The sequence below is a fragment of the Peribacillus sp. NPDC097197 genome (genome assembly GCF_050278025.1).
In the GTDB taxonomy this organism is placed as follows: Bacteria; Bacillota; Bacilli; order Bacillales; family DSM-1321; genus Peribacillus.
In genome coordinates, this window is sequence record NZ_JBNNST010000003.1 from 37,976 (window position 1) to 50,456 (window position 12,481).

Annotated in this window: 11 protein-coding genes; 3 read left to right on the forward strand and 8 right to left on the reverse strand. The window is 42.6% G+C overall.

Translation table 11 applies throughout. The features are described 5' to 3' along the window. Positions 1-84 precede the first annotated feature (84 nt). Positions 85-2,226, forward strand: a complete 2,142-nt coding sequence (locus ACQKL6_RS04810; RefSeq protein WP_427650680.1) for a cell division protein FtsA — start codon at positions 85-87, stop codon at positions 2,224-2,226. Positions 2,227-2,295: 69 nt separating this feature from the next. Here ACQKL6_RS04810 and ytxJ read toward each other — a convergent pair whose 3' ends face one another. The 3 genes from ytxJ to ACQKL6_RS04825 form a co-directional block, all read right to left on the reverse strand. Next, positions 2,296-2,622 (reverse strand): bacillithiol system redox-active protein YtxJ, encoded by a 327-nt coding sequence (gene ytxJ, locus ACQKL6_RS04815; protein ID WP_402874895.1) that lies wholly within the window; start codon positions 2,620-2,622, stop codon positions 2,296-2,298. A 117-nt stretch (positions 2,623-2,739) separates the two neighbouring features. Continuing rightward, positions 2,740-3,321 (reverse strand): YtxH domain-containing protein, encoded by a 582-nt coding sequence (locus tag ACQKL6_RS04820; RefSeq protein ID WP_402874890.1) that lies wholly within the window; start codon positions 3,319-3,321, stop codon positions 2,740-2,742. A 47-nt stretch (positions 3,322-3,368) separates the two neighbouring features. After that, entirely contained in the window at positions 3,369-3,878 is a 510-nt protein-coding gene (locus ACQKL6_RS04825; RefSeq protein WP_402874888.1) for a DUF948 domain-containing protein, read from the reverse strand. Positions 3,879-4,102: 224 nt separating this feature from the next. Here ACQKL6_RS04825 and ACQKL6_RS04830 point away from each other — a divergent pair, with 224 nt between their 5' ends. Next, the gene (locus ACQKL6_RS04830) at positions 4,103-5,215 is read left to right on the forward strand and encodes an aminopeptidase (protein ID WP_402874883.1); all 1,113 of its coding nucleotides are present in this window, start codon (positions 4,103-4,105) and stop codon (positions 5,213-5,215) included. A gap of 69 nt (positions 5,216-5,284) precedes the next feature. On the opposite strand, the gene murC is transcribed toward ACQKL6_RS04830, so the two are convergent. The 5 genes from murC to ACQKL6_RS04855 form a co-directional block, all read right to left on the reverse strand. After that, positions 5,285-6,589, reverse strand: coding sequence for a UDP-N-acetylmuramate--L-alanine ligase (murC, locus tag ACQKL6_RS04835; protein ID WP_427650681.1), 1,305 nt, complete (start codon positions 6,587-6,589; stop codon positions 5,285-5,287). A gap of 280 nt (positions 6,590-6,869) precedes the next feature. Next, the gene (locus tag ACQKL6_RS04840) at positions 6,870-9,689 is read right to left on the reverse strand and encodes a DNA translocase FtsK (RefSeq protein WP_427650682.1); all 2,820 of its coding nucleotides are present in this window, start codon (positions 9,687-9,689) and stop codon (positions 6,870-6,872) included. Between the two features lie 380 nt (positions 9,690-10,069). Next, entirely contained in the window at positions 10,070-10,870 is an 801-nt protein-coding gene (locus tag ACQKL6_RS04845) for a DUF1444 domain-containing protein (protein WP_427650871.1), read from the reverse strand. A gap of 56 nt (positions 10,871-10,926) precedes the next feature. Then, positions 10,927-11,238, reverse strand: a complete 312-nt coding sequence (locus ACQKL6_RS04850) for a thioredoxin family protein (protein WP_427650683.1) — start codon at positions 11,236-11,238, stop codon at positions 10,927-10,929. A gap of 139 nt (positions 11,239-11,377) precedes the next feature. Then, positions 11,378-11,887, reverse strand: a complete 510-nt coding sequence (locus ACQKL6_RS04855) for a hypothetical protein (RefSeq protein ID WP_407407254.1) — start codon at positions 11,885-11,887, stop codon at positions 11,378-11,380. Between the two features lie 129 nt (positions 11,888-12,016). Here ACQKL6_RS04855 and ACQKL6_RS04860 point away from each other — a divergent pair, with 129 nt between their 5' ends. Continuing rightward, positions 12,017-12,466 (forward strand): YtoQ family protein, encoded by a 450-nt coding sequence (locus ACQKL6_RS04860; RefSeq protein WP_427650684.1) that lies wholly within the window; start codon positions 12,017-12,019, stop codon positions 12,464-12,466. The last annotated feature ends 15 nt before the right edge of the window (positions 12,467-12,481 follow it).

Sequence of the window (12,481 nt, forward strand, 5' to 3'; positions counted from 1 at the left end):
TTGTAAATGTCACTACTTTTTTCTTTATTAATTAAACGCTTTTAAGTACTAAAGTAATATATTACATAAAAGAAGGTGTCACTGATGCACGAAAAAATGTTTGCCTTGGACATTGGAACGCGTTCCGTTGTAGGAATTATATTAGAAAAAGAACAGGAAAGCTATAATATTATCGATATTCTATCAGAAGAGCATTCGGAGCGGGCCATGCTGGACGGTCAAATACATGATGTTCTAGCTGTGGCTAAAGTCATCTCTCACATTAAGGGCAAACTGGAGGAAACTCACGGTCCCCTAAGAAAGGTTTCTGTCGCTGCAGCCGGTAGGGCATTGAAAACCGAACGGGCGAAGACGTCTGTCGATATAGTTGGGAAACCGATGCTGACACATGAGGATATCCTCCACCTCGAATTCAGTGCTGTCCAGGAAGCCCAGGCGACCGTGGCAGAACAATCAGACTCCCGGTCCACTTATTATTGTGTTGGTTATTCGGTTTTATACTATCGCCTCGATGGACAGGAAATCGGAAGCCTGATCGATCAGAGCGGGGAAGAAGCGTCAGTTGAGATCATCGCCACCTTCCTGCCCAAGGTCGTTGTGGAATCCCTTTTAGCTGCCTTGAAAAGATCGGGATTGGAAATGCAGGCTCTTACGCTTGAGCCGATTGCGGCCATCAATGTCCTCATCCCGGCCTCTATGCGCCGCCTTAACGTCGCCTTGGTCGATATAGGGGCGGGGACTTCCGATATCGCCTTGACCGATTCAGGGACCGTCATCGCTTATGGAATGGTACCAATCGCTGGGGATGAAATTACCGAGGCCATAAGTGACTACCTGCTCCTGGACTTTCCTCTTGCAGAAAAGGCGAAAAGGGAATTGCTCGATCAAGATTCGATAACGGTCACTGATATTCTTGGATTTTCCACCGAGATTGCCAAGAGTGATATCATCGAACATATTCATCCTGCACTCGATAGGTTGGCTGAAGCCATCCGTTTAGAAATTCTCTCCTTGAATAATGAGTGTTCACCAAAAGCGGTGATGCTTGTCGGAGGTGGAAGCCAAACACCGGAATTATGCCGACTTTTAGCTGAAAAACTAAACTTGCCAAGTAACCGTGTGGCAATCCGGGGCGTCGATGCGATCCAGAACCTTGGCATTTCGTCTGAAATCCAAAAAGGGCCTGAATTGGTAACACCGATTGGGATTGCCATTGCTGCCGATAAAAATCCGATTCAATACATGAGCATCACCGTTGACGGGCACCCCATCCGCTTGTTTGATATGAAACGAACAACAGTGGGGGATTGCCTGCTCACAGCAGGTATTAAGATGAGTTCTTTATATGGAAAACCCGGCATGGCCAAAATCGTCACGATCAACGGAAATCAATTTACCCTTCCCGGAAATCATGGAAAGAAATCGGTGATTACCTTAAACGGAACGGAAGCTTCTTTAGATGATGAAGTGAAGGATGAAGACGTCATCGTAACCTCAAAAGGGGAAGACGGTGAACCGGCCATTTTGCGCATACTCGATGTATTGGATGATATCCCTAGAAAAACCGTGATCCTTAACGGTACAAAGTATACCATCGAAGCCTCCATTACCAGAAATGGCAAAGTCGCCTCCATCCATGAATTAATCGAGGATCATGATCAAATAACTTGCAGGATACCAGTAACGATTAATGAGTTGATTAAAGAGCTTCACTTATCCGAACTTCTTGCTTGCCTTGAACCGTTATCTATTAAATTGAACGGAAAGTCCATTCAGCTTCCCTCGTGGACGGGTAAAATCAGCAAAAATGGACTGGCAACAAAACGGACGTACTCCTTTGAAGATGGCGATGAATTGGAAGTGGTAAATCCAGCCCCTCCTACTTTATTAGAGGTGATGGAAGCTTTACAAATCCAACATACCTACAACGTCCCTGTTTTTTTTGAAGGCAAACAAGTCATTCTGTCTAAAAATCTGGCAGAATTCAGACGCGGTGACGAGCGATTGAAAGATACGGACATCATCCAGCCAAATGATGACCTGAGTATGATCGAACATAAGGTGGAACCTTTTATCTTTCAAGACCTTTTCCGTCATGTTGAAATCTTTATGCCTACCACAGGGAATAGCCGATTCATTCTCATTAAAAATGAGCAGGAAACTACTTTTCACGATGAACTTGCCCCCGGTGACCAATTAAGAATCCTTTGGCCCACCACTAGTTGACATAGAAACAGTCTCATAAAATGAAAAAGGCAGGCATGTTGATTCAACAACACGCCTGCCTTTCATCATTTATTGAGAGATTGCTTTGCCTAGAGAATCTTCTGTAATTCTCCAATGGGATTCATTCCATGTAGGCGTGCCATTTTTAAATAGGATGGCTTGGGGGGATTGATGTTTGATTTCAAAAGTTTCCGCCACATGGTTGGAAAGCGGACGCGCTTCTTGCACGGCCAAGTAGGCCGTCTTTAACTCCGGGTGTTCAGCGATGAACTTTTGATAGTGCTCAAAAGCTTCCGCACTGACTGGGCAAGTAACACTATGCTTAAAAAGTAAAAAAAGATCTTCCGTTACGAGCTCATTGAATTGTTGTTCCGTTTCGATTTTAGTAAGTGTCATGTGTATTAACCCCTTTCGATTTCAGAAAAAAGACGATGAAGTCATCGTACCACTTCATCGTCTTTTTTGACAATTATTGTGCATACCTTCGCAAATATTGAGCGATTGAAGCATACATTATTTTTTTAATTTATTTTCGGTTTCATCAAAAGCTTTTTTTGCTTCATCTAATTTTAGCTTTGCCGTATTTTTGTTTCCGCTAGTCGGGTCGGCTTGTGTATTTTTTGACTTATTGTCTTTACTTTCAGGCATATTGGTTTCAACGGATACGATTTTCGAATCGGAAGTTCCCGTTACATCAATATCCTTATTGCTTGAGTTCGTAGTATCATTAGCTGCATCGCCATTTTCTTCTTTGCCCGTTTTTAGGTTCTTCACTTTATTGACGATATCTGAAGATTTACTAGAAACCAATTCAGTAACCGTTCCTGTTTTTTCTTTAGCGGTATCAGCCAAAACCGTACCTTTTTCCATCGCGGTTTGTCTTAGCTTCTCTGTTTTCTCGGAAAGGCTCTTAGCTTGTTCGTTGAAATCATTTCTTAATTCCTTGCCTGTTTTCGGAGCCATGAATAAAGCTGTAGCTGCTCCGATCATTCCGCCGATCAAGGCGCCGATCATGAAGTCCTTCGAATTGATGGAATCGCGTGCTTCCTCGTATGATTTTTGATATTCGCTTGTAGGATATTCTTTTTGCGTCATGTAACATTCTCCTTTCAAATTTGGGAATTTTTTTTATTTACCTGGTGTTAAGATCTAGATCGTAAAAACCTTTTTTTAGGTAGGTTATCTGTTTCAAGTGCTTCTCTTTCTATCTCTGCCTGTTCATATGCAGTTGGAGCGGTTTGCTTGTTCCTGGCCTTCCATTTATCACGGATTTCCATGGCCACGTTACTCCATTGAACGATTTGGGAAATTCGTTCTTGGTTGTTATCGATTTCTGCCTGCACTTTATTAGAAACCTTTTGGACGGATGTATTGAAGCTAGAGATGGAAGTACCTACATCTTTCACTGCATCCACCACTGTGTTCAGATTTTCAGATTTCTGTTGCAAGTCTTCTGCTAACGAGTTTGTTTTATGTAGTAGCTGGGTAGTTTCAACCGTTATGCCTTGCATTTGGCTTTCAAGTCCCGTCAGCGTCCGGGCCACGCTGTCCAAGGTAGTTTGTAGTGATGTGAGTACCTTTGTTAAGAAGATAACAAGGACCAGGAAAGCGATTGCTGCCACTGCAGCACTTACGTATAATATGATCTCCATTGGAACACCTCCGAAAAAAAATCGACATATTTAGTAACTGTTTAGTTATTAATTACCCCTTCCCCGTTATTATAAACGTATTTAATTTGTGAATATACCCTATCTATACCTGTTTTGGAAATATTGATAGCGAAAAATTTCGACTAATCGGGACCAATGGATGAAATTTCTACAGCTAATCAGGTATGATAGAATAATAAAACTAAATATTGGAGGTATTCTACATGAAAGATCCTAGAATCGAGATACTTGCACATAATCTGATAAATTATTCAGTGAAACTCCAAAAGGGTGAAAAACTCTTGATAGAAAACTTTGGATTGCAACGCGAACTGGTCAACGCCCTTGTAAAAGAAGCGTATGCAGCTGATGGGTACCCATTCGTCCTCTTAAAGGACCATCAAGTGGATCGCGCCTTATTAATGGGTGCACAGGAAGAACAATACAAGATGATGGGTGAATTCGAAGCGAACGTGATGAGCCAGATGGATGCATATATCGGGCTTCGTGCCGGAGATAATATCAATGAGCAATCCGATGTGCCCGCAGACAAAATGGCGATTCATGGTCAAACGATCGGAAAAGTACATAGAAATATCCGCGTTCCGAAAACGAAATGGGTCGTGCTCCGTTACCCGACGAATTCTATGGCTCAATTAGCCAAAATGAGTATAGAAGCTTTCGAAGATTTCTATTTCGAAGTCTGCAATCTCGATTATGGAAAAATGAGCGTAGCCATGGATAGCCTTGTTGATTTGATGGATAAGACCGATAAAGTCCGCTTAACTGGTCCCGGGACAGACTTATCTTTCTCCATCAAGGACATTAAAGCCATCAAATGTGCAGGTGAACTGAATATTCCTGATGGTGAGGTGTACACAGCACCTGTTAAGGACTCGATTAATGGGGTCATTTCTTACAATACTCCATCTCCTTATCAGGGCTTTACTTTCGAAAACGTGAAGTTAACATTCAAGGATGGAAAAATTGTTGAGGCGGTGGCCAATGATACTGAACGCATCAACAAAATCTTTGATACAGATGAAGGCGCCCGTTATGTCGGTGAATTTGCTATCGGTGTAAATCCTTATATTCTACATCCGATGCAAGATATCCTCTTTGATGAGAAAATTGATGGAAGTTTTCACTTCACCCCTGGACAATGTTATGATGACGCCTTTAATGGCAACCATTCGAGTATTCACTGGGACTTAGTCAATATCCAGCGCCCTGAATACGGCGGTGGGGAAATTTACTTTGACGATGTGCTGATCCGAAAAGATGGACGCTTTGTTCTACCTGAACTTGAATCATTAAATCCAGAAAATTTAAAATGACCTACTTCAAGCAGATCATGCTTGTGATTCCATAAAAAATGACCAACCCATTTATGGGTTGGTCATTTTTCATTTAACTTGCAGCGACTCCTCATAAGCAGCCTGGAATTTTTGAATATCCCCTGCACCCATGAATAGGACTACACTGTTTTTATGTTTTTGTAATTGCGTTGTTGTTTCCTCTGTAATAAGCTCGGCACCAGGAATTTTCTCCTGAAGATCTTCAATCGATAGTTTTCCATGATGTTCACGGGCAGATCCAAAGATTTCACATAAGTATACTTTATCGGCTAGATTCAGGCTGTCGGCAAACTCATCCAGGAATGCTTGCGTTCTTGAGAAAGTATGCGGTTGGAAGACCGCTACTATTTCATGCTCTGGATATTTTTGACGCGCTGAGTCAATGGTTGCTGAAATCTCTGTAGGATGATGGGCATAATCATCAATGATGATTTGACTCTCCATTTCCTTTTCGGAGAACCGGCGTTTTACGCCTTCAAAAGTGAGTAACTGAGCCTTCACGGCTTCCGTATCCAGGTTTTCATATTTACACAGTGCAATGACACCTAAAGCATTCAACACACTATGCTTGCCAAAAGTCGGAATGGAGAAAGTATCGTAATACGTGTTTCTCACATTCACATCAAATGTCGTTCCCTCCGGAGTGACGGAAACATTTTTCGCTTGAAAATCGTTTCCTTCCGCAAATCCGTAAAAAATGACCGGTACTTTTGCTTGAATATGCGGTAAATGCTCGTCGTCCCCGCATGCAATGATCCCTTTATTGACTTGTAGGGCCATCGTTTGGAATGCCTCGAACACGTCTTCCACATTGGCATAGTAATCTGGATGATCGAAGTCAATATTCGTCATGATTGCATAATCAGGATAATAAGAAAGGAAGTGACGGCGGTATTCACATGCTTCAAATACGAAGTAAGTAGAATCCACGATTCCTTTTCCAGTTCCATCCCCAATCAGATAGGATGTTGGTTTGGCACCACCCATGACATGGGCCAGCAAGCCTGTAGTCGACGTTTTACCATGTGCCCCGGTAACGGCAACACTTGTAAAGGTCTTCATGAAATCACCAAGAAAACGGTGATAACGTATCACTGGTAAACCAAGTTCCATTGCTTTCACGATTTCCGGATGGGTATCCGGGAACGCATTACCTGCAATGATGGTCATTCCAGGCTGAATGTTTTCCTCGTTGAAAGGAAGGATTTTTATCCCAGCTTTTTCTAACGCTATTTGTGTAAAGAATTCTTTTTCATAGTCGGAACCTTGCACTTGAATATTCATATCATGCAATATTTGAGCAAGCGCACTCATTCCCGAACCTTTGATACCCACAAAATGGTAAGCAGTCATATAACGAACCTCCACCAATCGTCTATCTGTATGACAGTATATGACGTCATGTTTATTTGTTTTTTCATTACGAAAACTTGCTCGAATTGTACTTTTCGCCTAGGTTTTTATACGTACTTTTTATTTATTCATCGACAAAAATATATTATATCACCTTTTTATTCATACATCCATGTCAGGGAGATGCCATTTTATCAAATCATTGGCTTTTCTATTCCATTCGCTTTAGAATTTATATCTCGCCCTTCACATTATATACAGAACCCTAGTATAGGTTCTCTTAATTTACGTGTAAAAATTCAAGTTCTTCCTCGGTAATCAGTACATCCCGTGGCCTGCTTCCCCTCGATTCAGAAACGACGCCCTGCTGTTCCATCATTTCTATCAGACGAGCTGCACGGTTGTATCCTACTCGGAAACGCCTTTGGACACTAGAAGCCGAAGCGGCCTGCTGATGAACGACGAATTCACATGCCTCAAAGAATAACTCGTCCGCTTCTTCCGTCACTTGGGCACGATTCAACAAATCTTCTTGTTCAAATAAATATTTTGGCTTCTGTTCCAGTTTCACATGATTGACCACTTGATCGATTTCTTCATCGCTTACAAAAGTCCCTTGCAGACGGACCGTTTTTGATGAACCGTTTTCCGCAAACAACATATCCCCTTTTCCTAACAGTTTCTCTGCCCCACCGCTATCAATGATGGTTCGCGAGTCGACTTGGGATGAAACGGAAAAAGCGATTCGAGTCGGGATATTCGCCTTGATTAAACCAGTGATAACATCCACGGACGGACGCTGTGTCGCCACAATTAAGTGAATGCCACAAGCACGGGCCTTTTGAGCGATGCGGCAAATCGCTTCCTCGACATCTGCCGGGGACATCATCATTAAATCGGCCAATTCGTCAATGATTACCAAGATATATGGCAGCTTATTGGAATATTGGCCGGCTTTTTCAGCCTGGTCATTAAAACGGCTGATATCCCTAACTCCTGCATGGACAAATAGTTCATAGCGGCGTTCCATTTCCTCCACTGCCCATTTCAAGGCCGCAGTGGCAGCTTTCACATCAGTGATGACCGGACTGACCAAATGGGGAATTTGGTTATATGGAGCAAGCTCAACCATTTTTGGATCAATCAACATCAATTTCAGTTCCTGAGGCGTTGCTTTATACAGTAAACTAACCAACATCGTATTGATGCACACGCTTTTTCCCGATCCCGTTTGCCCCGCAATCAGGCCATGCGGCATCTTTCTTAAATCGGTGATGATCGGCTGGCCTGAAATATCTAGTCCCAGCGCAACAGCGAGCGGTGATTCATGCTCTTGAAACTCAGTACTCTCCAAAACCTCACGCAAAAATACAGGCTTGCTCTTCCGATTCGGAATTTCAATGCCGATGGTATGCTTACCTGGAATGGGAGCTTCCATTCGCATATCCTGAGCCGCCAGACTTAACTTGATATCATCCATGAGGTTCGTCACTTTATTCACTTTCACACCCGGTTCAGGATGGACCTCGAAACGAGTGACCGCCGGACCTTGCGTCACGTTCACGACTTTTGCCCGGACATTGAAGTTTTTCAGTGTCTCGTCCAGCAATACGGTCTGTTCTTCGAGCCACTCATCATCATGTTCGGCATATGTGGGAGGAGTCAATAACTCGATCTTTGGGAATACATAATACGGATTTTCCTCATCTTCTACAGAATCGACTAGTCCCGTACTGACGGGATGGGCTGCTTCCATAGGCTCTGGAACAGCAACCTCCTGTTTTTCTTCATGTTCAACAACTTCCGCTTCTGGAATAACCGGAGAAATGGGAACCTCGTTCGTCTCGAAATGCGATTGTTTCTCGTGCTCAGGTAGCGAAGGAGTTACGGGTTCATACCGAACTTCCTCAGCCCTTTGTGGTTCGGCTGTATCCGTCCGTTCTTGAATGGCTTCTTCCTCAACCTTCACTCCTGTAGCAACGGGTACGTGTTCGCTTTCCAACGTAGTCCATGATGTTACAGGCTTTTCAATGGGGCTCGTTTCAACAGCCACTACTCCCCTTTCGATTTCAGGGCTTTTTTTTTCCGCTTTAAAAGGATTTAGGAATGTAGCCTTTTCTTTATCCTGCTTTAACATCATGACATTAAAGGGGATATGCTTTTTCGGGCGTTTAGGCGATTCCTCGGTTTTCGGTTCCGTCCCCTGATCAAGGACTTCGGGATCAACAGGATCCTCGGCGATATATGCCGGGGCCTCAGGCTTACCCTCTTCGGCTGGAACGACAGTAGGTTCAACGGCTTCCATTATCCCGACCGCCACTTCCTGCCCAAATTCCACTTGCTCCGTTTCTTGCCCTTCAACTTCTTGATCTACCGGAAATTCTGAAGCAACTGGTTCCGGCTCACTTGTCGCCGCCTTGGGGTCCGTATCCTCATTCCGGCGCATATAGGCAGGAACCTCGGAAATGGCTTCTTCTTTTTTTTCCTCTATCTGTTCTGGTACAAGAACGGAAGGTTCACGGGTCAATTCCTCATAAACCTCTTCCTTTACCTCGTTCGGAATAATCCTTGGAACCTCAGGCTCTTCTTTTTTAAGAACAGGAAATTTGCTCTCTAATTCAAATTCGACCGATTTGACCACTTTTTTTTCCGGTCGCCGAAACCCATAAACAGGTGAAGGGATTTCCGTCGGTCGGAACGGGGTATTGGATGGCAGGATCTTTTGAGTAGCGATCCGTTCAGCGTTCTTCCGTTTCTGCTCGGGACTCTGCTTAGGCCTTTTGGATTCATAAGATTCCGTATCCTGTTTATGCTCCCGCTCCTCTCTTCTCTTTTCCCTAGGCTTTCTCACACGTTGTTCCTTATCAGGTATCAGAGGGAATTTAAATTCCCCTTTTGGATATTGAAACAAGATCTTCGTATCCGGATCTTTCGTTTGGGACATTTTTGCCACCGTTTGATTGTATGCTTCGATTTCTTCCTTCTTTGTCTTGGGAAGTTTAGAAAAGTCCATCTTCTTTAAAGTCTCTTTATCGATCGGTTCATCTATTATTATTTCTTCAATCTCAATAATTTCCTCTGCTTGGAACCACTTTTTCATTTTATTTAGCCACTTCAAACCTATCACTCTTTCTACTATCTGTAATTATGTAACTAATTCTACCAGTATTTTTTGAAATATCGAGAGAAATTAAGGTTAATAGGGATATATATGTAGTTTTTTGCAAATTTCCGCAGGAATCATCCCAATTTCACATAACTCTTAACCTATTTAAACCCCTTTTCATATGAGTTTAAACACGTTCTAATTATATAGTCTACTATTTAATTAAAACACCTCTGTTAAACAGAGTTTACAATGAGATTAAGTTTTAATACAAAATATTATATTCCCTAGGGTATAACAAAATAAGCCCCTGCCGAGTTTGGAAATCCATCCAAAGAGACAGGAGCCCTATCATTATTCATCCATCCGCTTACTTATTGTTCACGCTTTTTATTTTTACCCATAATGAAGACCGGCTCTAGCTCATCTTCCTCATAAAGGAAAGATAACGCCGTAATCGGTACGTGGCCACTGGCGAAAAAGCTCATCGCCATTTGTGCGAGTACATCATAGCCAGTATCATTTTGCACATCGGCAATGATGATGACATCTTGATGAGGAATGGCCACTGCCATGGTCCCCGATATCTTTTCCTTCATTTCACGAAGCCATGATTCATTAAGAATCCGGCTCGCATCATAGCCATCATTTGTATTCAAGAAATAAAAGGTGTTCCCCGCTACGATATCCGACTTCAATTTAGTCGAGAGGGAGCGGACGTTGAAACGGGCAATCTCCCGGATCCTATCTCCCTGCCAGTCTTCGCGCTTGAGCATTTTCTCATCGATCAAACGGTAGGTCTTGCCCAAATCCAACGCATAAAAGACACGTGTTTCCGCCGTATGGTCGTCGAACAAAAAGGGATTGCCCTCTTCTGCCTCCATTGGAAAAGAAGTCGATCGGATTACAGGAAAAATGAATTTCTCCTTGCCCTCCATGCTATGTTCTTCCCCCATTACATTCAGTGCCTCATCTACGTAATAGATGACTTCATCAATGGCTTTTTCTTGGATATTTTCGTAATTTGCAAGCACCGGCGGAAGTTCAACCGTGATGCCTTTACCGGTCTTTATATTTTCAATCCGTAACGTGTCCTTCTTGCTATCGAATTTGAACGTACGATTTTCATCCGCTAAGCGTTCTTTTAATATGTTCTTCAGCTTTATGCTATCCATTTTCATGGCTGACCCTCCTATCCATTGAAAAATCCCCTAAAGAAGGGGACCTTACATTATAATGATGAAATGAATTCTTCAATCTGTTCTTGTGTTTTACGGTCCCTGCTCACATATCTGCCTAGCTCTTTACCGTTATCATATCCGATGAAGCTAGGAATTCCAAAAACATCATTAGCAGCGCAAACATCGATGAATTTATCGCGATCTACATGAATGAACGTGAATTCAGGGAACTTCGCTTCTATTTCCGGTAGGATTGGTTCAATCACTCGGCAATCGCCACACCATGTTGCCGAGAAAAGGAAAATATGTTTTCCTTCATTTTTTAATGCATCGTATTGTTCAACAGTTTGTAAGTTTTCCATCTTATTATTCCTCCAGCTCTTATGAAATCCATCTAGTTATTTTATAATTCCATCATACCAGACTCCGCTTCAATCAACCATCAATACGGATTGTAATAGAGAGCACAAAAGGTCCGGTATGGGTACGCCGGACCTTCTTTCACCTCTGTGGAACGGAAGAAACGATTTCCATCATTTTCTCCGCCTCATCCTTTAAATCCTCTTTCCCCGTCTTGGTTGTGAGCTTGACCCCGCCGCTTCCTACGGAAAGCTCATATTTCTCTTCCGATAATTCCATGATGGAAATAAAACCGAACTTATCATCATTCTGAAAGGATTCCAGTGTCAAATAATGAGTTTTCTGCTCCTTTGCCGTCAAAAATAATTGCGAGCTTTCGCTGTTTTCATTTGGATTGACAAATAATATATAAGCCTGTTGACCACTTTTCAGGATCAAGTTATTCTCATGTTCCTCTTCTATCTTGAAATTTTTAGGCAGATACACCTTTATAAGCCCCACTTTTGTATTCGGTTGCGGCGCTTCATCCCGAAAAGCGGAAACCGTTGCTGTCACGGCCTTATCCACCTGCCTTTCAATGCCTGAACAACCGACTGCCAGGATGCTCATCAAAAAGACGATCAGAATTTTTTTTTGGGGTGGGACCTTCAAGACTTCCCCCTCCTTTTCAACAATCTACCGTTACCCTCTTGTCTTTACTTATATCCTAATTTATGAAATCCATCCATTTTCTTAAAACATGATACAATGTAAGCAAATTAGATAATAAGGAGGATCATCATGAAAGTAACGGTTTACCTGGCTGGAGAAATCCATTCAAATTGGAGAAGTGAATTAAAAGAGAAGGCGGCCGCTTTAAAGCTTCCTTTAGAATTTGTCGGCCCAATGGAAAATCATGAACGCTCCGATAATATCGGGGAAGATATTATCGGGAAACAGCCGACCCCCGTTTTAAAGGATATGGCAGCTTCTCAAATCAATAATTTGCGTACAGGTCTTTTGATGAAGCAAGCTGACCTTGTCGTTGCCCTATTTGGAGAGAAATATAAGCAGTGGAATACTGCCATGGATGCAAGCACCGCGGTCTCACTTGGCAAACCACTTATCTTGATCCGCCCAGAATCCCATCACCACGCGCTAAAAGAATTATCTGAAAAAGCAAGCGTCACAGTCGAATCGGTGAACCAAGCCTTAAAAGTCCTTTCTTATATATTCGAAGATGGAAAATGAATGAAGTTAAAGGCA

What these genes read in the sequence shown, in the direction of transcription:
- ACQKL6_RS04810 (WP_427650680.1), top strand. Translation starts at nt 85, where the DNA reads ATGCACGAAAAAATGTTTGCCTTGGACATTGGAACGCGTTCCGTTGTA.
- ytxJ (WP_402874895.1), bottom strand. Translation starts at nt 2,622, where the DNA reads ATGACACTTACTAAAATCGAAACGGAACAACAATTCAATGAGCTCGTA.
- ACQKL6_RS04820 (WP_402874890.1), bottom strand. Translation starts at nt 3,321, where the DNA reads ATGACGCAAAAAGAATATCCTACAAGCGAATATCAAAAATCATACGAG.
- ACQKL6_RS04825 (WP_402874888.1), bottom strand. Translation starts at nt 3,878, where the DNA reads ATGGAGATCATATTATACGTAAGTGCTGCAGTGGCAGCAATCGCTTTC.
- ACQKL6_RS04830 (WP_402874883.1), top strand. Translation starts at nt 4,103, where the DNA reads ATGAAAGATCCTAGAATCGAGATACTTGCACATAATCTGATAAATTAT.
- murC (WP_427650681.1), bottom strand. Translation starts at nt 6,589, where the DNA reads ATGACTGCTTACCATTTTGTGGGTATCAAAGGTTCGGGAATGAGTGCG.
- ACQKL6_RS04840 (WP_427650682.1), bottom strand. Translation starts at nt 9,689, where the DNA reads ATGAAAAAGTGGTTCCAAGCAGAGGAAATTATTGAGATTGAAGAAATA.
- ACQKL6_RS04845 (WP_427650871.1), bottom strand. Translation starts at nt 10,870, where the DNA reads ATGGATAGCATAAAGCTGAAGAACATATTAAAAGAACGCTTAGCGGAT.
- ACQKL6_RS04850 (WP_427650683.1), bottom strand. Translation starts at nt 11,238, where the DNA reads ATGGAAAACTTACAAACTGTTGAACAATACGATGCATTAAAAAATGAA.
- ACQKL6_RS04860 (WP_427650684.1), top strand. Translation starts at nt 12,017, where the DNA reads ATGAAAGTAACGGTTTACCTGGCTGGAGAAATCCATTCAAATTGGAGA.